A 19,656-nucleotide genomic window follows, 5' to 3' on the forward strand; every position below is an offset into this window, starting at 1 on the left:
CTGCACGCAGATGGTTCTTCCCCGTTTTTGTATTTTATGGTACAATATTTTTGGCAGAATAAAGAATCCGGATATAAGCGCGAGACAACAGGAGAGAAGACATGAAGCGAATCCTGACCATGGTTCTGACACTTGCCATGCTTACCGCCATGGGCGGCTGTACCGGCGACCCGGCCCAGCCTCCGGCGTCTGCGGCGGAGCCCACGGCCTCTGAGCGCGAGCCCGTACCGGCCACGCCCTCCGCCTCTGGGACCGCTGGGCCGGTGGAGTCCCTGCCCGCTGAGAGCGGGCCGCCCGCCTCCACACCGGCCGCTGACCCCATCGCAGAGCAGGTGGCGGCTATGACGCTGGAGGAGAAGGTGGGACAGCTCTTGATCGCCGGATTCTACGGCACGGAAGACGGGGACTATGTGGACAGCCTGATCCAGGACTATCAGGTGGGCGGTCTGATCTTCTTCGGCCGCAACGTGGGCACGGCGGAGGAGCTGGTGGCCCTGGTCAATGACCTGCGGGCCAGAAACGGGGAACACATCCCCCTCTTCTTCTCCCTGGACCAGGAGGGGGGCACCGTGGAGCGCATGCCCGACGAGGTGAGCCCTCTGGAGGACGCCTACACCTACGGCCAGAGCGGCAGCAGCGAAGTGGGCTATTCCCTGGGCCAGGTGCTGGCCCACGAGTGTGCCGCCTTCGGCTTCAACCTGGACTTTGCCCCGTCCCTGGATATCTGGAGCAACCCGGAGAACACGGTCATCGGCACCCGGGCCTTCGGCACCACGGCGGAGGCGGTGGAGGCGGTGGGCCCCTGGGTGGCCTACGGCCTGATGGACGGCGGGGTCATCCCGGTGGTCAAACACTTCCCCGGCCACGGGGACACGGCGGTGGACTCCCACGTGGGCCTGCCCACGGTGTCCAAGACGGTGGACGAGCTGATGGCCTCCGAGCTCATCCCCTTCCGGAGCGCCATTGCGGGCCGGGAAGGGGAGGGGGTGCCCGCCGTTATGGTGGCCCACATCCTCATGGCGGCCATCGACCCGGAGCACCCCGCGTCCCTCTCCCAGGCGGTGGTCACCGGACTGCTGCGGGAGCAGCTGGGCTTTGACGGTGTGGTGTTTACCGACGACCTGACCATGGGTGCCATCGCAGAGCACTACGGCCTGGACGAGGCCGCTGTCCTGGCCCTGGAGGCCGGGTGCGATGTGCTGCTGGTGTGCCACAACGAGGGGGATCTGGCCCTGGCCCGGCAGGCGGTGCTGGACGCGGTGGCCTCCGGCCGCCTGAGTGAGGAGCGGATCGATCAGAGCGTGTACCGCATCCTCTCACTGAAGGGGGCCTACGGCCTGACCAACGACCCCGTTGAAATGCCCGATCTCCAGGCACTCAACCAGGAGATTACCGCTCTGAACCCCTGAGAAAGGCGCGACATTTTCTGCGGAATTTTACCTGTTTTTTACCAGCCCTTGGTTGAGCGGGCCCCAGCCCCTTGATATAATGCAGCACCGTAGGACAAACGAGAGAAAGAAGGAATGTAAGCATGAAAAAGCGTCCCATCCGCATCCTGCCCATGTCTCTGGCGCTGGCAATGTCCCTGTCTCTGGCGGCGCCGGTGTCGGCGGTCTCCCTGACCGACGTGGCGGGCCCCTACGCCCAGAGCATTGAAGCCCTGGCGGAGAAGGGGGTCATCAAGGGCGACGGCACCGGGGCCTACCACCCCGAGGCGCCTCTGACCCGCTCCGCCGCGGCCTCCCTGCTCTATGAGGCCTTCTGCCTGGTGCCCGTGTTCTCCATGGAGGCGCCCGCGCCCGAGGCCAATGAGGACGGCACCATGCCCGAGCCCCTCACCAAGCAGTTCTACTCCACCGAGACTACCGTGGCCACCCTGGACGCGGTGCTCATGCCCGCCGCCCCCGACGCGGTGGGGACCTGGGCTGAGACCGTGGCCAACACCGTACTGGAGGCCCGCCTGATGGACCAGATCGACGGCGCCTTCCAGGGGGACAGGACCATGACCCGCTCCGAGTTCGCCCTGGCCGTGATGAAAGCGGTCTACGGCGCGGACAAGGACATGGATTTCCTGGCCCAGGGCAGGGCGGACGGCCTGCTGCCCGAGGGCCTGACCCTGGACGGCACGGTCATCACCCGGGGCGAGGCGGCCCTGCTGCTGGACACCGCCACCCGTGACCTGACCATCATCACCACCATGTCCACCTCCGACATCCACGGCAACATGGTGCCCTACACTCCCTCCGGCTCCAGCATCGAGGTGGGCGGCTCCGCCCGGGCGGCCTGGCTCTTTGACGAGGCCGAGCGCCGCAACCCCAACACCCTGATCCTCGACGGCGGCGACTCCCCCTATAACACCGACCTGGCCAACATCTCCCTGGGCAAGTCCAGCGTGGACGTGATGAACGCCCAGGGCTATGACGCCACCGTGCTGGGCAACCACGACTTTGACTACTCCTTTGACAATCTGCTCTCCCTGGCGGAGCGGGCGGATTACGCCATGCTCTCCGCCAACACCTACTGGAAGGACGGCACCTACCCCGAGCAGTTCGAGCCCTACATCGTCAAGGAGCTGGACGGCGTGAAGGTGGCCATCGTGGGCCTGACCGATGACGGCAGCAAGGCCACCACCCACTACGCCAACACCCAGGATATCGACTTCCACGACCAGTGGGAGGTGGGCCAGGAGGTTGTGGCCCAGGCGGACGCCGAGGCCGACGTGGTCATCATGCTCTCCCACCTCCACGGCGGCAACAACACCGTACCCACCAGAATTGACGGAATCGACATGGAGATCGGCGGCGGCAACGACATCTTCGGCCGCCCTCTGAACATCGAGGGCACCGTTGTGGTCAACCCCGGCGGCGTGGGCACCTGCGTCAACCAGACCAACCTGAACCTGAAGGACGGTGAGGTCCTGGGCTACACCTTCAACCAGATCATCCTCTCCTCCGATGTGCCCGAGGACGCGGAGGTCAAGGCCATCATCGAGGACTACCAGGCCGACCTGGACGCCCAGATGGAGGTCGTCATTGGCCAGTGCGCCTCTGATATCGCCTGGTCCAGCCCCCTGGTGCGCACCCAGGAGAGCCCCCTGGGCAACCTGGCCGCCGACGCCCTGCGGGACTACTGCGACGCCGACATCGCCATCCAGAACGGCGGCGGCATCCGTGCCGGCCTCACCGCCGGGGACGTGACCGTGGGCGACGTGTTCGCCATGCTGCCCTTTGACAACAAGGTCACCCTGGTGGAGGTCACCGGCCAGACCGTGTGGGACGCCCTGGAGAACGGCGTGGACGGTTATCCCACCACCAACGGCAAGTTCCCCCAGGTCTCCGGCATCAAGTACACCTTTGACGGCTCCAAGCCCGCGGGCGAGCGCATTGTGTCCGTGACGATGGAGGACGGCACCCCCCTGGACCTGGATGCCTGGTACACCCTGGCCTGCAACGACTTCATGTGCGGCGGCGGCGACGGGTACACCATGCTCAACGTGTTCAACCCCGACGACGGCAATGAGCACAACGGCGAGACCGCAGCCCAGGACCTGCCCGGCTGCAAGCTGGTCTACCGCACCAACGACTACTACCGCACCGTGGTCAGCGAGTATATCAAGGCCCAGGGCAATATCGCCCCCGCTCTGGACGGCCGCATCACCATTCTCAACCCCCAGGAGGGCGGCGGCTCTCTGAACTGAGGCAATTTCCCAGTAGAACGAAAAACGGCCCCGGCGGGAGAATTTCTCCCGCCGGGGCCATGTTTATAGAACCATTTCTTGCGGAAAGTGGGGCGTTATGGTATCCTGAAGGTGGAGAGAGGTACGCCGTGAACTGGAAAGGAGGCATCCCTATGCCGGAATTTCTGCTCAGCTATGGAACCCTCGGAGGGCCCGCACCTGTGGGACTTGTCCCGGCAGGAGGGAGGTGGCCGGTGTGAGAGGACGCATCTGGAAGGCGGTCCTGGCCCTGCTGCTCCTGGGGGCGTGGATTGCCCCCACCGCCGCCGCCAACTCGGCCCAGTCCCACTGGTCGGGCACGGACAGGACAGGAGCCCTGATAGCCGACGAGATATGTCCCCTGGAGGTGCAGGGGGAGAAGCTGACCTTTGAGGTGCAGGAGTTCCCCAGGAACTACTACTCCACCGCGGAGGAATTCCGCTCCTACACCGGCTATGTGACGGCGGAGTACACTTTCTACAACCCGGCGGACTACACCGTCACCGCCACCCTGGTGTTCCCCTTCGGGGCCGTACCCGACTACGGCAATTTCTACGACGACCAGCTGGAGACCTCCAGCTGGGGAGTTGACGTGGACAAATACGACATCACCGTGGACGGCACTGCGGTGAAGAAGCGTCTGCGGCACACCCTGGCGGAGCGGTACGACCAGTTCGACCTGGAGCGGGACATGGCCCTGCTCTACGACGGCTATGCGGACGACCCCTTCTATACGCCGGACCTGACGGTGACGAAATATATCTATCAGGTCTCCGGCGTGGACAGCGAGGCCTACCCGGCCGCCACCGCCGCCTTTCTTTTGAACGCCGACCCGGCCCGCACCCGAGTGCTGCTGATGGAGCAGAGCGGGGGCAAGACCCTGGAGGAGGGCGTGCTGGCGGATACCTGGGCGGAGAACGGGGTGAGATATACGGTCTGCTGCTTCGGCGAGCCGGTGGGGGAGCTGGACTGGCGGATGTACGAAAACGGGGCCTGCGAAAAGGAGATTGACGGCGCTGTGGAGCTGGTGGACACCTCCACCATGACCTTCAAGGACCTGGCCCTGGAAAACTGGACCGACGCCTCCGGCGTGCTGGAGCAGGACTGGTACAACGCCTTTGTGGAGGATCTGAATCGGAGTGAGTGGAGCTGCGGCGTCGTCAGCGGCAGCGACATCCACGAGGACCTGTCCCGGGCGCTGATGCGCTGGTACGAGTATGAGATCACTGTGGAGCCGGGGGAGCGGGTGGTCAACACCGTGACCGCGCCCCTCTATCCCTCCATCAACACCAACTACGACCCATCCATCTACACCTACACCTACCTGCTCTCTCCGGCCCGGACCTGGCGGGCCTTCGGGACCCTGGATATCAGGGTGAACACCCCTTATTTCATCACTGAGAGCAGCCTGGAGGGATTTGAGAAGGGGGAGGAAGGCTACACCCTGTCCCTGGACGGCCTGCCGGAGGGAGAGTTAGTCTTTGTGCTCAGCGCGGACGAGCATCCCGCCAAAGCGCTGCCCAACCTGTCCTACCTGGTCTTTTACCTCCCGGTTTTCCTGCTGCTGCTGGCGGTGATCCTGATCCCCGCCGCTGTCATCCTGGTGCGCCGGAGAAGAAGGAGACTGTAAAAGCACAAAAAATCGCCCCGCACTTACGGTGCGGGGCGATTTTTGCGTCTTACCAGAGGGCAGTGCCCCGGACAAACTTCTTGACCACGTCCCGGTCCTCGGACAGGTAGATGGCCCGCTCCAGCCGGTCCTCCACCGGGAGAGGCAGCACGGGGGCGGTGCGGCTGTCGTCCAGCACCACGGCGTCCAGCTCGTAGCCCGGGTCAAAGGAGCCCACCTTGCCGAAGAAGGCGCCGCCGCCGGCGGTGCCCAGCCAGAAGGCCTCAGGGGCGGTGAGGGGGGCCAGGGACTGGTCCTGGAGCCGCCAGCGCAGCTTGGACACCTGGATGGCGTCGGCCATGGCCCGGAAGATGGACAGGGTGGAGCCACCCGCCACGTCGCTGCCCAGGCCCTGGTTGAGGCCCTCGTCCAGGTAGCGGCGCACCGGCGCGATGCCCGAGGCCAGATTGGTGTTGGACTGGGGGCAGTGGGCCACGTACACGCCCCGCTCCTTCATGAGGGCGATCTCCTCGTCGCCGGACAGGACGCAGTGGGCCATGATGCAGTTGTGGTCGCCCCCGAAGAGACCGAAGCGGTCGTAGGCGTCGCCGTAGAACCTGGACCAGGGGCACAGCTCCTGCACCAGGGCCACCTCGCCCCGATTCTCCGACAGGTGGGACTGTACCGGCACGTCAAATTCCTTCCGCAGCCTGCCCAGCCGCTCCATGAGGCCGTCGGTGCAGGAGGGGGTGAAGCGGGGGGTGATGATGGGACTCACCCGCTCATACCGCCCGGAAGAGGCCTCCAGCCACCGGCGGGTCTCCGCCTCGGCGGCCTCCGGGCTCTCCTCCCGCAGAGTGTCGGGGGAATTGCGGTCCATGTTCACCTTGCCCACCATGGCCACCAGACCGGACGCCTCCAGCAGGTCCATCAGCAGGAGGGTGGCGGGGCCGTGGAGGGTGGCGAAGACACAGGCGCGGGTGTTGGGGCCGTGCTTCATGTCCTCCACAAAGCGGGTATAGGCCTTGCGGGCGTAGTCCAGATCGGCGTACCGGGCCTCCTCAGGGAAGGCGTGCCGGTCCAGCCAGTCCAGCAGCTCCAGGTCCATGCCCAGGCCCTGGAAGGTGTACTGGGGGGCGTGGACGTGGAGGTCCACCAGGCCGGGCACCACCAGGTGGCCGCTCCAGTCCTCCACAGGCAGGTTGGCGTACGCCTCCGGCAGGGTCTCGAACACGCCGGCGGACCGGCCGTCCACACAGACCAGCCATCCGTCCCGGAGGGTATTGAGGTGCTGAGGGTCTCTGCTCCAGCAGAGGTCGCCCCTGAGTGCAAAGCTGCGCTGTTTCATATTGTAACCTCCAGTCTGCGCATAGGCGCGCACGAAACGTATAGCCGCCGGGAAGGGCAGAAAAAAGCTGCCGGTTCGCGCGTCTTTCCCGGTATGACCGGGAGACTTATAGCGCGGCTGTTCCGGCAGCCGGTAGAGACGCCCAACCGATTTTGGGCCTATATAAGTGCTCTCTTTAGTTATATCGGGGGGAAACCCCTGAACAAATTCAGTATATGCGCCTTTGCCGCCTTTGTCAAGGGACGGTTGGGGAAAAGGGGCCGGTCAGGAGCAGAAACGGTGCTTGCCGATGACTGTGATGAGGGGCCGGCTCCAGATCCAGGCGCTGGTGGCGGTGTTCGGGTTGAAGTAGTAGATGGCCCCGCCGCTGGGGTCGGCGCCGTTGAGGGCGTCCCGGGCGGCCCGGTAGGCGGAGTCGGCCACCGGCTCGTTGAACTGCCCGTCCACCATGCAGGTGAAGGCGCCCGGCTGGTATACAACCCCGGCGATGGTGTTGGGGAAGGAGGGGTGCTCCACCCGGTTGAGGATGACCGCCCCCACCGCCACCTGGCCGCTGTAGGGCTCGCCCCGTGCCTCCGCCGAGATGACCCGGGCCAGCAGGTCCACGCTGTTGGACTGGCTGGAGGCGGGGGAGTCCCCGCCGGTGGTGGACATGCCCAGGGCCCGGAGGGTGGCCGGACCCACCACTCCGTCCGCGGTGAGGCCGTTTTTCCGCTGGAAGTACTTCACCGCCTCCTCGGTCTTGGGGCCGTAGATGCCGTCGATGGTCCCGGAGAAATAGCCCCAGTTCTTCAGTTTGGTCTGGATGGTGCGCACCGCGTCGCCGGTGGAGCCCTGCCGGTATACGGCGGCCTGGGCCGACTGGAAAAAAGTGATGACCGCGATGTTGACCGCAAAGAGCACTGCCAGGGAAAGCACCAGCCTGCGCCGGTTCTGCATGAGAATCCCCCATTTCTTGTTCCGCGTTTGGCTATATTGTACGGCGGAAAAAGACGGGATATGCGGACAGAAGCGGAGGAAATGGTTTCCGAAAAAACGGCGGGAGGGGAATAGTGGAAGAAAAAACGGGCCATACTGGAGATATAAAATTTCAATGTGGAGAGGATGATGGGACATGGTAAAGGGCGTCACCCGCCGGGTGATCGTGGTCAAGTCCCCTGACCGCCGGCTGTTTGAGCAGGCCATCTTTATTGTCAAGGAGGAGGCGTTTGCCGCCCAGGGCGTCACGGCACGGCAGGTGCTGGAGGAGGCCCAGCGGGTGGCGGACGGGTACATCCGCCGCAACACTGGCCCGGGCCGGTGGCTGCGCAGGATTCCCGGCCCGGTCTACGGACTGGCCGGCGCGGCCGCTGCAACACTGGCCTGGGCGCTGGTGCTGTTTTTATAAATTAGAATCGGGGAGGGGCGACACCCCTCCCTTTTTGCTGTCTGAAACGGCGGGAAGGGACAGAGCGTTCAAAAAAATACGCCGTTTTGCTGCCAAATGAAACCAGAGGACGCCTTCGCATAGGGAAAAGAAACCTGCAAATAATAGGGCTGTTTAGAAAAATAAGACCGCAGGAGGAATCCTATTTATGAAGGCCACAGGCATCGTAAGACGCATTGACGACTTGGGCCGGGTCGTGATTCCCAAGGAAATCCGCCGGACCATGCGAATCCGCGAGGGCGACCCCCTGGAGATCTACACCGACAAGGACGGCGGGGTCATCTTTAAGAAATACTCCCTGATGGGCGGGCTGGGGGACTTCGCCGGCCAGATGTGCGAGACGCTGAACAAGACCACCGGCGCCATCGCGGTCATCACCGACCGGGACAGCTGTATCGCCGTGGCGGGCACTCCCCGCCGGGAGCTGGCGGAAAAGCGCATCTCCCAGGACCTGGAGCAGCTGATGGAAGGGCGGCAGATCTACCAGTACCGCCAGGGAGAGACCCCGCTGCTGGTCAGCGAGGAGAACGAAAAGTACTTTATCTCCACAGCCGCACCCATCCTGTCCGAGGGGGACGTACTGGGCTGCGTGCTCTTCGCCTCCGCCGACCCGGATATGTCCGCCGCCGGAGAGACCGACTACAAGCTGGCCCAGACCATCGCCGGCTTCCTGGGACGGCACATGGAGTCCTGAACAGAGTGAAAGGGACATGGAACCCGGAGGGGGGCCATGTCCCTTTTCGTTGTTTATTCGCCTCTGGGACGGGCCAGGGGCAGCATGACCTCCACGGTGAAGAACCCCTCCTCCACGCTGTACCGAAGGATGCCGTCGCACCGCTCCACCGCCTGGGAGACGATCTTCACGCCGAAGCCGTGGGAGCCCTTGTCCTCCTTGGTGGTGCGCAGGTCGGGATTTTCCGCCAGCACGTCCCGGCTGACCTTGTTACGTACCACGCACACCAGATACTCCTGCACGCACTTGATGGTGATCTGGAGCAGGGGGTCCTCCTCCTTCCGGCTGGCCTCGATGGCGTTATCCAGCAGGTTGAGCAAGATGGTGCACAGGGCGTCCTCGCTGACGGCCAGACTGGTGGGCACCACCACCTCGGTACAGGTGCGGATGTGGTGCTGCCGGGCCTCCCCCAGCTTCCGGTTGAGCAGGTAGTCCATCAGGGCGTTACCCGTCTCGATCTGATTCAGGGCGGCCAGGTCCTCACCGGTGACCTTGTCCAGATAGGCGCTGAGTTGGTCGTACTTTCCCACGTCCGACTACGCCAGCGCCGAGGAGCTGCTGTCCGCCAGCGAGGAGCTGGCCGAGCGCATCGAGGGCGAGGGCATCGTGCTGCTGAAGAACGATAACAGCGCCCTGCCTCTCTCTGACGGCGAGCGGGCGGTGTCCCTGTTCGGCCGCACCAGCGTGGACCCCATCTACACCGGCGCGGGCAGCGCGGCCACCGAGAGCAGCCCGGTGAACTACAAGACCGCCCTGGAGGAGGCCGGCTTCTCGGTCAACCCCGACCTCTATGACTTCTACGCCAACCACGCCATCTCCACCACGGTCAACAAGGTGACCATGCCCACCGGCATGGGCGACATGCCCGTGGAGTACACCGGCCGCGGCTTCATCTCTTCCATGGGCTCGGCCATGTTCATCAACGATATCATTGCCGAGGTGCCCGTCCAGGACTACCCCGACAGCCTGAAGGACTCCTTCACCTCCTATAACGGCGCGGCCATCGTGTTCATCGGCCGGGTTGGCGGCGAGGGCTGCGACCTGCCCACCGACATGAGCGACTACGCCCCCCGGGAGGAGGACAAGGACAAGGACAAGACCTACCTGGAGCTGAGCAGCATCGAGGAGGAGATGCTCGCCTACGTCAAGGAGCAGAAGGACGCGGGCGTGTTCAGTAAGATCATCGTGGTGTGCAACACCGCCAACGCCCTGGAGCTGGGCTTCCTGGAGGACGAGGCCTACGGCATCGACGCCGCCCTGTGGGTGGGCTGCATCGGCGATCAGGGCGCCCGTGCCCTGGCCGACGTGCTCACCGGTGAGGTGACCCCCTCCGGCCGGACCGTGGACACCTATGTGTACGACCTGACCAAGGACCCCTCTTTCCAGAACTTCCAGGAGCTCTACTACACCAACGTGGACGGCACCATCGGCGGCTATGAGTCCGGCTCCTTCATCGAGTATGAAGAGGGCATCTACGTGGGCTACCGCTACTACGAGACCGCCGCCGCCGAGGCCCTGGCGGGCAACTACCCCGGCTTTGACTACGACGCCGCCGTCCAGTACCCCTTCGGCTACGGCCTCTCCTACACAGACTTCACCATGGAGTACGACGGCGCCCCCACCTATGCCGACGACACCTTCACCTTCAACGTGAAGGTGACCAACACCGGCGACACCTACTCCGGCCGCCAGGTGGTGCAGATCTACGCCGAGGCCCCCTACACCTACGGCGGCGTGGAGAAGTCCAAGGTGGTGCTGGTGGCCTTCGGCAAGACCGACGAGCTGGAGCCCGGCGCCTCCCAGACCCTGACCCTCACCGTGCCCGCCGAGGCCCTGGCCTCCTATGACTACAAGGGCGAGGGCTGCTATGTGCTGGACGAGGGCGACTACACCTTCTACCTCAGCGACAACGCCCACAGTTGGGCTGAGCTGACCCAGGGCGACGGCAGCCGCATCTTTACCCAGCGCCTGGAGAAGGTGGTCTACAACCAGGACAACAAGCGCCCCTCCGACCAGGTGGCCGCGGTCAACCAGTTTGACCAGGTGTCCGACGTGTTCACCGACACCCCCGAGGAGGGCGCGCCCCTGAACATGACCCGTGCCGACTTTGCCGGCACCTTCCCCACCGCCCCCACCGCCGCCGACATGGAGGCCGACGAGGCCACCAAGACCGACCTGGAGACCATGTTCGACGAGAAGACCGACCCCACCTTGGGCAATGTGGAGGGCAGCATTGTCTACACCGATGAGATGTCCACCACCGGCGCCTCCAACGGCCTGACCCTCATCGACCTGCGGGGCAAGGACTATGACGATCCCAGCTGGGACCTGCTGCTGGACGAGCTGAACATGAGCGAGGTGGCCAACATGCTGGCTAACGCCGGCTACAACACCGCCGAGATGCTCTCCATCGGCAAGCCCGCCACCCTGGACTACGACGGCCCCATGGGCTGGTCCACCTGGGTGAGCGCCGCCGGCGGCGACGCCGTGTGCCTGGGCTTCCCCGCCCAGGAGGTGCTGGCCGCCACCTGGAGCCAGGACCTGGCCTATGAGATGGGCAAGATGGTGGGCGAGCAGGGCCTGTACAACGGCTTCAACGGCTGGTACGCCCCCGCCATGAACACCCACCGCTCCGCCTTCGCCGGCCGCAACTACGAGTACTACTCCGAGGACGGCCTCCTGTCCGGCAAGATGGCCGCCAGCGAGGTGTCCGGCGCCATGGAGAAGGGCGTGTACTGCTACCTGAAGCACTTCGCCCTCAACGACAAGGAGGACGGCCGCAACGGCATGGCCACCTTTGCCAACGAGCAGGCCATCCGCGAGATCTACATGAAGCCCTTTGAGCTGTGCGTCAAGGAGGCCTCCGCCACCATCAACTACACCGGCGAGGACGGCCAGATGACCAGCCGGGAGATCAAGGCCGCCACCGCCATCATGAGCGCCTACAACTGCATCGGCACCCAGTGGTCCGGCGGCAACTACGGCATGATGACCCAGGTGCTCCGCAACGAGTGGGGCTTCGAGGGCGCCGTGATCTCCGACTACTACGGCGGCAACGCCTACATGGACCCCGATGAGGGCGTGCGGGCCGGCAACGACCTGATGCTCAACACCTTTGCCGACGGCTCCCTGTCCGACACCTCCTCCGCCACCGGCGTGACCGCCATGCGCAACGCCGCCCACAATGTGCTCTACATGGTGGTCAACAGCAACGCCATGCAGGGCATCACCTCCGGCGTGACCATCCGTTACGCCCTGGCCGGCTGGCAGAAGGCCCTCATCGCCGGCGACGTGGTGGTGGCCGTCATCGTGGTGGCAGGCGCTGCCCTGCTGCTGCGGAAGAAGAAGACCGCAAAGGCCTGATTTCCGACAAAATCCTACCTCCCCATAAAGACGAGAAGGGCACAGCCAACGCTGTGCCCTTCTCGTTTTCTGCTTGGGGAAAGCCTGCGTTTGTTATTTCACATCCGGCAGATAGTCCAGCGGGTCCACATAGGCCCCGTCCTTGAGCATCTCCAGATGCAGATGGGAGGCGGTGAGGCTCTCGGACTTGGCGGTGCTGCCCACCGAGCCGATGATGTCCCCGGTGGTGACCACGTCGCCCACCTCCACGGTGGGCAGCTCGGCCAGGTTGGAGTACACGCTCACCATGCCGTTGCCGTGGTCAATGGTGACCGTTGTGCCCATAAAGTAGTCCTGCTCAATGGCGGTGACCGTGCCGCCTGCGGCGGCCTTCACCTGGATGCCCAGGTCGGCGGCGATGTCCACTCCCTCATGGGTCCGCCAGTCGCCCATGGTGGGGCTGAAGACCTGCTGGTCGGGGGAGAAGGCGTTGAGCACCGCGCCCTTTACCGGCCAGGTGTACACGGAGGAGGTGACCACCTCAGAGGGCTTGGGGCTGGACGAGGGGGCGGCGCTGGCGCTGGGGGCGGGCGTGGCCGAGGGAGTGGGGGTGGACGAGGCGGTGGCCGGAATGGTCGGCTTCACCGCGTCCACGGTGGGAGAGGGGGAGACGCTGGGACTGGGGGTGACGGTGACCTGCGCGGTCCCGCCCACCGGGGCGGCGGGGTCGTCCCCGCCCAGGGTGGAGAAGAGGTAATAGCCCGAGATTCCAATTGCGGCGACGCAGAGGAACAGGACTATGTAAAAGCCCTTCCCCGCCATGAAGTCGCTGAAGCGGTCGGTCCATGGTTTTTTCATTATGACGCTCCTATCCTAAGATTTGAGGGGGCCGGAGCTCCCTTCGCGTCCTATTGTGGACAGGGATGAGGAAAGATATACATGAAAATACAAAAAAAGTAAATGAAGAGTAGTAAGATAGAGCGGGCGGAATGTAAACAAACTTGAAATTTTCCAGGCCCGGAATTGACATATGACAACCTGTCAGGTATCATGACGGAGAGATTACCATGTGCGGAGGGATGAGATGCCGAGCACGACGTTTTTCAACCTGCCGGCGGAGAAGCGGGAGAAGCTGCTCTCCGCCGCCCGGGCGGAATTTGCCCGGGTGCCCTATGCGGAGGCCTCCATCAACAAGATGATCCAGACCGCGGACATCCCCAGGGGCAGCTTTTACATGTACTTCCGGGACAAGGAGGAGCTGTTCCTCTATCTGGCGGGGGAGTACGGCAAGCGGCTCACCGCCCTGATGGAGGAGCTGCTGGAGAGGCGGCAGGGGGATATTTTTGCCGCCTTTCTGGACCTGTTCGACCGGGTCCAGGCGGAGTACCGGGCCCCGGAGAGGAGCGAGGGCTGCCGCCACGTCATCAGCATTGTGCGCAACAACAGCGGCGCACAGCTCTCCTCCCTGCTGGGGATGGAGGGCTGCCTGCCCCCGCCGGGGCGTCTGGTGGAGTGGGTGGACCCCAGGCTGCTGGACCTGCGCAGCGCCGACGACCTGGATAGCATGTTCCACATCCTGATGGGCGTCACCGGCCAGGCGATGCTCCGGGGCATCCAGGCGGAGGACCCGTCGGCGGTGCGGGACGCCTACCGGCGCACGCTGGACATCTTAAAACGAGGCATGGCGCGCAAACCGTCTGAGCCGCAGCATGAGTAAAAGGAGAATCAGCATGGAAAGCACGGAAATCAAGTCAGCGTCCCCAAAGGCCCCGACGGCTCCCGCCAGGCCGGAGTTCAAGATCCCAAAGCCCAAGAAAAAGCGCAGATGGATCAAGGTGCTCATCGTACTGGTGATTCTGGCCGCGCTGGTGTTCTGGTTCCTGGTGCGGCCCATTTTGAGCGCCTCCAGCCAGATCGAGAACATGCTCTACCAGACCGGCACGGCGGAGTACCGGGATCTGACCGTCTCGGTGTCGGGTACCGGCACCGTGGAGCCCGCCGACTCCTACCAGGTCACCGCCCTGGTGAAGGGGGAGATCCTGGACGCCCCCTTTGAGGAGGGCGACCAGGTGGAGAAGGGGGACGTGCTCTATCAGATCGACTCCTCCGACGTGCAGAATTCCATCGAGCGGGCGGAGATCACGGTGGAGCAGGCCCGGCTGAGCTACCAGAACGCCCTGGACAGCAAGGAGGACGCCGCAGAGAACACCGACGTGAAGGCCAGCGACACCGGTGTGATTCAGAAACTGTACTATGGGGCGGGGGATACGGTGACCGTCGGCACGCCCATCGCGGACATTCTGGACCGGGACACCATGAAGCTGACCATCCCCTTCCACTCCGCCGACGCGGCGGCCTTCTACGTGGGCGAGAGCGCCACGGTGTACGTGGACGGCACCGCCGAGACCCTCCAGGGCACGGTGGAGTCCATCTCCCCCGTGGACCAGGCGGGCACGGGGGGCACCCTGGTCCGGGAGATCACCATCACCGTCTCCAACCCGGGGGCCCTGTCCGACCAGAACACCGGCACCGCCTCGGTGGGCGGGGCGGACTGCGCGGGCACCGGCGCCTTTGACTACGCCGCTCAGTCCACCGTCACCGCCAGGACCAGCGGCACTCTGGCGTCCCTCACCGTCTCCGAGGGGGACCGGGTGACCAAGGACCAGATCATCGGCGCCTTTGAGGCCACCGATATGGACAGCCAGATCAAAAACGCGGAACTCAGCCTCCGCTCCGCCGAGCTGAGCCTCCAGAGCACCAAGGACCAGCTGGAGAACTACACCATCACCTCTCCCATCTCGGGCACGGTGATCGAGAAGAACTACAAGGCCGGGGATAACCTGGACACCACCGCCGCGGCGGCGGGCTATCTGGCGGTCATCTACGACATGTCCAGCCTCAGCTTCACCATGAATATCGACGAGCTGTATATCGGCCAGATCGAGGTGGGCCAGGAGGTGCGCATCACCGCCGACGCCCTGGAGGGCCAGGAGTTCACCGGTCACGTGAGCAAGATCAATATCAACGGCACCACCATGAACGGCGTCACCACCTACCCGGTCACCGTGGCGATCGACAACCCCGGCGACCTGCTGCCCGGCATGAACGTGTCCGCCGAGATTCTGGTGGAGCACGCCGAGCACGTGCTCTGCGTGCCGGTGGAGATGGTGGGCCGGGGCGACGTGGTGCAGGTGCTGCCCGCCGACGCCTATGACAAGGACGGCAACCCGGACTACGCCCGCCTGGTGGAGACCCCGGTGGAGCTGGGCCGCAACGACGACCAGTACATCGAGATCCTCTCCGGCCTGAGCGAGGGGGATACGGTGGTGTACAAGATGGAGCAGACCAACCTGATCGAGCAGCTCATGACGGGCGCGGCCCAGTCCGGCGGAGCTCAGGCCGGTGGGGCGGCCACCTCTGGGACGGAGACCGAGCCATGATCAAATTTACCGATGTCTATAAGATCTACCCCATGGGGGACACGGCGGTCCACGCCCTGGACGGGGTGTCCTTTGAGATCGACGAGGGGGAGTTCGTGGCCATTGTGGGCCAGTCCGGCTCAGGCAAATCCACGGCCATGAACATCATCGGCTGCCTGGACGTGCCCACCAGCGGCACCTATGAGCTGGCGGGGGTGGACGTGTCCACCATGGACGACGACCAGCAGGCCGTCATCCGCAACAAGATGCTGGGCTTCATCTTCCAGCAGTACAACCTGATCCCCACCCTCGATGTGCTGGAGAACGTGGAGCTGCCCCTGCTCTACGGCGGCATGTCCTCCTCGGAGCGCCGGGCGGCGGCCATGAAGGCCCTGGACGCGGTGGGCCTGAGCAGCAAGTACAAGAACCGGCCCAACCAGCTCTCAGGCGGCCAGCAGCAGCGGGTGTCCATCGCCCGGGCCCTGGCGGGCAACCCGGGGGTCATCCTGGCCGACGAGCCCACCGGCGCACTGGACTCCCGGACGGGCCGGGAGGTGCTCTCCTTCCTCCAGCAGCTCAACGCCGCAGGGCACACCATCGTGCTCATCACCCACGACAACTCCATCGCCATCCGGGCCCAGCGGATCATTCGCCTCCAGGACGGGCGCATCATCTACGACGGGGACGCCCACGACCCCCGGGCCGTGGTCCAGCCCACCGAGAGCGGCGGGGAGGAGCCCGCGGGCTTCGGAGAGGAGGGGGAGGCATGAGCTTTTCCCAGTCCTTCCGTCTGGCGGTCAAGAGCCTGGCCACCAGCAAAATGCGGGCCCTGCTCACCATGCTGGGCATCATCATCGGCGTGGCCGCCGTCATCATCATCATCTCCCTGGGCGACGGCATGAACGACATGATCAACTCGGAGTTTGAGAAGATGGGCACCAACCTGCTCCAGGTCCAGATCATGGGCCGGGGCACCGCACAGAACATTGACGAAGAGGCGATATACGCCCTGGAGGACGAGAACCCGGACTGCATTGCCGCCATGAGCCCCAGCGTCAGCTCCATGGCCACGGTGAAGCAGGGCTCCGACACTCTGAGCACCACCCTCACCGGCGTGGGGGAGGAGTACATCACCGTCAAGAGCCTGGAGCTGAGCCAGGGCCGGTTCATCCAGTACATCGACACTGCGCGGATGCAGGATGTGTGCGTCATCGGCTCCTATGTCAGCGAGGAGAACTTCAACGGCGCCGGCCTGGGGGAGAAGCTGTACATCAACGGCAATGAGTACACCGTGGTGGGCGTGCTGGCCGAGCAGGCGGACAACACCTCCTACGGCGGCGACAACGCCGTCTACATCCCCTACACCAACGCCACCCGGCTCAACGGCAACGCGGTCATCAGCCAGTACCTGTTCACCGCCACCAGCGAGGACACCAACGCCCGGGCCAAGGCGGTGATCGAGAGCACCCTGGAGCAGTTCTGCGGCGACGATGACTCCTATATGGTCATCTCCATGAGCGAGATGATGAACATGCTGGGCAACATCCAGGGCACGGTCATGACCGTCCTGGTGGCCATTGCCGCCATCTCCCTGCTGGTGGGCGGCATCGGCATCATGAACATCATGCTGGTGTCGGTGACCGAGCGCACCCGGGAGATCGGCATCCGCAAGTCCCTGGGCGCCAAGGGCAAGGACATCCGCAGGCAGTTCATTATCGAGGCGGGCACCACCTCCATTCTGGGCGGCATCATCGGCATCGTGCTGGGCGTGGTGCTGGCCACAGTGGCGGGCAATATCGTGGGCATCACGGCCAAGGCCTCCCTGTCCGCCATTGTGATCTCCGCCGGTGTGTCCCTGGCGGTGGGCGTGATCTTCGGCTATCTGCCCGCCAACAAGGCCGCCAAGCTCAACCCCATTGACGCCCTGCGCTACGAGTAAAGGAGCATACAAAGATGAAGAAACGGATCATTTGCGCGCTGCTGGCCGCAGTCCTTGTGCTGGGCCTGGCCGCGCCCGCCTTTGCCGCCCAGGTCCAGGTCTCCCTGGAGGAGGCCGCCCAGGTCCTCGCCGCCCTGGACATCATGACCGGAGACGAGAACGGCGACCTCCACCTGGACCAGCCCGTCACCCGGGCGGAATTCACCAAGCTGACTGTGGCTGCGTCCTCCTGGGCGAGCAGCGTGGGCCCTGCCGCCAGCATCTCCCCCTACCCCGACGTGCCAAAGACCAGCTGGGCGGCCCCCTATATCCAGGTGGCCCAGGAGAAGGGCATGGTGCGGGGCTATCTGGACGGCACCTTCCGCCCCGACAGCCAGATCCAGCTGGTGGAGGGGGTGTCCATGGTGCTCTCCCTGCTGGGGTACACCAATGAGGACTTCTCCGGCGCCTGGGGCTCGGGCCAGATGGCTATGTACCAGTCCCTGGAGCTGAACCGTGGGGTCACCGCCGGAAAGAACGACCCCATGACCCGTCAGGATGTCCTGTGGCTGTTCTACAACCTGCTCACCGCCCCCACCAAGACCGGTCAGGTGTACCTGACCACCCTGGGCCACAGCCTGACCGCCTCCGGCGAGATTGACCGGGTGGCTCTGGTCAACTCGGCCATGGAGGGCCCCCTGGTGGCCGAGGGGGACTGGCAGGCGTCCCTGCCCTTTGCCCTGACCACCGCCACGGTGTACCGGGACGGCAAGGCCGCTCAGCCCGCCGACATCCAGACCCTGGACGTGGTGTACTACTCCAAGCCCATGCACACCGTCTGGGCCTGGTCGGGCAAGGCCACCGGCACCATCCAGCAGATCAATACCACATCCAACCCCACCGCCGTGACGGTAAACGGCCAGACCTATGCCGTTGAGACCGCCTCTGCGGCCTACGACCTGTCCGACCTGGGTACCTTCCGGGTGGGGGACAGCGTCACCCTGCTGCTGGGCCGCTCCGGCGGCGTGGCGGCAGTCCGCACGCCCGGTGAGAGCAGCGCCACGGTGTGCGGCGTGGTGACCGCCATCGGCACCGCCTCCTACCAGGACGCCGGCGGCCACACCTACACCGCCGACACCATCACCCTCACCGCCACCGACGGCGGCACCTACCGCTACCGGTACGACAACGCGGACAAGACTTTTGACCCCGGCGATCTGGTCCAGGTCACCGGCGGTACCCAGGTCAGCAAGCTGTCCTCCGCCTCCCTCACTGGCAAGGTGAGCGCCGACGGGAATTCCATCGGCAGCTGCGCTCTGGCGGCCGACGCGGAGATCCTGGACACCTACGGCGACACCCAGACCCTGCGGGTCTACCCCAGCCGCCTGGCCGGGGTGGAACTGAGCGGCAATATGGTGCGCTGGTACTCCACCAACGCCCAGGGCCAGATCGACCGGCTGATCCTCAACGACGTCACCGGCGACCTCCACCAATACGGCGTCCTCACCGACGTGACCGAGCAGTCCATGGGCATGCTCATCATGAGTAGCTATGTCTACGATATCGCCGGGGTACCCGGGGTGTATACCAGCCAGACCGCCATCTGGAACCTGGAGAAGGGGCCCTGCCAGGTGCGGACCGACGGCAAGACGGTGGAGCGGATCTACAACCTGACCGGCGTGGCGCTGACGGCAGTGGACGGCAGGACCGCCATGGCGGGCACCCGGACCTGGACCATCTCGGACAGCGTGGCGGTCTACGAGTACCGGGACGAGAACTACTACCGCTCCGATCTGGGCCGGGTCACCGGCGGGGGCTACGACCTGACGGGCTGGTACGACAAGGACCAGACCCAGGGCGGATGTATCCGGGTCATTATCGCGGAGGCGGAATAACACGGAGATAACAGCAGAGCAGGAGCCCTGGACCGAGCGGTCCAGGGCTCCTGTTTTGGTTGGGGCTGGAATGGAAGGTGACGCCGCACCCGAAAGGCGCACAAAAATGTCCCGCTCCATTGGGCGTTCTGACAAATCGAAAGGGCAGGCGGGAAGGTGCGTTGTCCTTTGGAGCGAGATGTGCTATACTAATTCAGTTATGTGTTCTCAACAGAAATGACACGTTTGATTTTAGATGTAACAGAGAGGAT

15 protein-coding genes and 1 riboswitch are annotated in these 19,656 nt (G+C 64.5%); of the genes, 11 read left to right on the plus strand and 4 right to left on the minus strand.

Going from position 1 to position 19,656, the window contains the following annotated elements:
* The first annotated feature begins 101 nt into the window (after positions 1–101).
* From nagZ to WMO64_RS07010, 3 genes are all read left to right on the plus strand, one after another.
* Positions 102–1,409: a beta-N-acetylhexosaminidase gene (gene nagZ / locus WMO64_RS07000; RefSeq protein WP_349231511.1), complete on the plus strand. Its 1,308-nt coding sequence runs from the start codon at positions 102–104 to the stop codon at positions 1,407–1,409.
* 122 nt (positions 1,410–1,531) lie between these two features.
* Entirely contained in the window at positions 1,532–3,697 is a 2,166-nt protein-coding gene (locus WMO64_RS07005; RefSeq protein WP_349231512.1) for a 5'-nucleotidase C-terminal domain-containing protein, read from the plus strand.
* 235 nt (positions 3,698–3,932) lie between these two features.
* Positions 3,933–5,345 carry a hypothetical protein gene (locus WMO64_RS07010; RefSeq protein WP_349231513.1) on the plus strand — a complete coding sequence of 471 codons (1,413 nt, stop codon included), beginning with the start codon at positions 3,933–3,935 and terminating at the stop codon, positions 5,343–5,345.
* Positions 5,346–5,394: 49 nt separating this feature from the next.
* Here the strand turns inward: WMO64_RS07010 and WMO64_RS07015 are convergent, their stop codons facing one another.
* Both WMO64_RS07015 and sleB read right to left on the minus strand, forming a co-directional pair.
* Positions 5,395–6,672, minus strand: coding sequence for an amidohydrolase family protein (locus tag WMO64_RS07015; protein ID WP_349231514.1), 1,278 nt, complete (start codon positions 6,670–6,672; stop codon positions 5,395–5,397).
* Between the two features lie 89 nt (positions 6,673–6,761).
* A riboswitch (purine riboswitch) is annotated at positions 6,762–6,858 on the minus strand.
* A gap of 78 nt (positions 6,859–6,936) precedes the next feature.
* Positions 6,937–7,611 carry a spore cortex-lytic enzyme gene (gene sleB / locus WMO64_RS07020; RefSeq protein WP_349231515.1) on the minus strand — a complete coding sequence of 225 codons (675 nt, stop codon included), beginning with the start codon at positions 7,609–7,611 and terminating at the stop codon, positions 6,937–6,939.
* A 175-nt stretch (positions 7,612–7,786) separates the two neighbouring features.
* Here sleB and WMO64_RS07025 point away from each other — a divergent pair, with 175 nt between their 5' ends.
* On the plus strand, positions 7,787–8,059 hold the full coding sequence (locus tag WMO64_RS07025) for a translation initiation factor 2 (protein ID WP_294516984.1): 273 nt from the start codon (positions 7,787–7,789) through the stop codon (positions 8,057–8,059).
* Positions 8,060–8,246: 187 nt separating this feature from the next.
* The gene (locus tag WMO64_RS07030; RefSeq protein WP_294516981.1) at positions 8,247–8,792 is read left to right on the plus strand and encodes a stage V sporulation T C-terminal domain-containing protein; all 546 of its coding nucleotides are present in this window, start codon (positions 8,247–8,249) and stop codon (positions 8,790–8,792) included.
* Positions 8,793–8,845: 53 nt separating this feature from the next.
* Here WMO64_RS07030 and WMO64_RS07035 read toward each other — a convergent pair whose 3' ends face one another.
* Entirely contained in the window at positions 8,846–9,361 is a 516-nt protein-coding gene (locus tag WMO64_RS07035; protein ID WP_349231516.1) for an ATP-binding protein, read from the minus strand.
* Positions 9,362–9,437: 76 nt separating this feature from the next.
* Here WMO64_RS07035 and WMO64_RS07040 point away from each other — a divergent pair, with 76 nt between their 5' ends.
* The gene (locus WMO64_RS07040) at positions 9,438–12,194 is read left to right on the plus strand and encodes a glycoside hydrolase family 3 protein (RefSeq protein WP_349231517.1); all 2,757 of its coding nucleotides are present in this window, start codon (positions 9,438–9,440) and stop codon (positions 12,192–12,194) included.
* Positions 12,195–12,287: 93 nt separating this feature from the next.
* On the opposite strand, the gene WMO64_RS07045 is transcribed toward WMO64_RS07040, so the two are convergent.
* Positions 12,288–13,031, minus strand: coding sequence for a M23 family metallopeptidase (locus WMO64_RS07045; protein ID WP_294516975.1), 744 nt, complete (start codon positions 13,029–13,031; stop codon positions 12,288–12,290).
* A 226-nt stretch (positions 13,032–13,257) separates the two neighbouring features.
* On the opposite strand from WMO64_RS07045, the gene WMO64_RS07050 reads away from it, so the two are divergent.
* The 5 genes from WMO64_RS07050 to WMO64_RS07070 are packed head-to-tail and all read left to right on the plus strand — an operon-like array spanning position 13,258 to position 19,405.
* Complete coding sequence (locus WMO64_RS07050) at positions 13,258–13,890, plus strand: TetR/AcrR family transcriptional regulator (RefSeq protein ID WP_349231518.1); 633 nt, start codon at positions 13,258–13,260, stop codon at positions 13,888–13,890.
* Positions 13,891–13,903: 13 nt separating this feature from the next.
* Positions 13,904–15,613, plus strand: a complete 1,710-nt coding sequence (locus tag WMO64_RS07055; RefSeq protein ID WP_349231519.1) for an HlyD family efflux transporter periplasmic adaptor subunit — start codon at positions 13,904–13,906, stop codon at positions 15,611–15,613.
* Complete coding sequence (locus WMO64_RS07060; RefSeq protein ID WP_349231520.1) at positions 15,610–16,362, plus strand: ABC transporter ATP-binding protein; 753 nt, start codon at positions 15,610–15,612, stop codon at positions 16,360–16,362. The genes WMO64_RS07055 and WMO64_RS07060 overlap by 4 nt, the downstream gene beginning before the upstream one ends.
* Positions 16,359–17,531 carry an ABC transporter permease gene (locus WMO64_RS07065; protein ID WP_349231521.1) on the plus strand — a complete coding sequence of 391 codons (1,173 nt, stop codon included), beginning with the start codon at positions 16,359–16,361 and terminating at the stop codon, positions 17,529–17,531. The genes WMO64_RS07060 and WMO64_RS07065 overlap by 4 nt, the downstream gene beginning before the upstream one ends.
* A 14-nt stretch (positions 17,532–17,545) precedes the next feature.
* Complete coding sequence (locus WMO64_RS07070; protein WP_349231522.1) at positions 17,546–19,405, plus strand: S-layer homology domain-containing protein; 1,860 nt, start codon at positions 17,546–17,548, stop codon at positions 19,403–19,405.
* The last annotated feature ends 251 nt before the right edge of the window (positions 19,406–19,656 follow it).

Origin of the sequence: Pseudoflavonifractor intestinihominis (genome assembly GCF_040096055.1) — a bacterium.
Lineage (GTDB): Bacteria > Bacillota > Clostridia > Oscillospirales > Oscillospiraceae > Pseudoflavonifractor > Pseudoflavonifractor intestinihominis.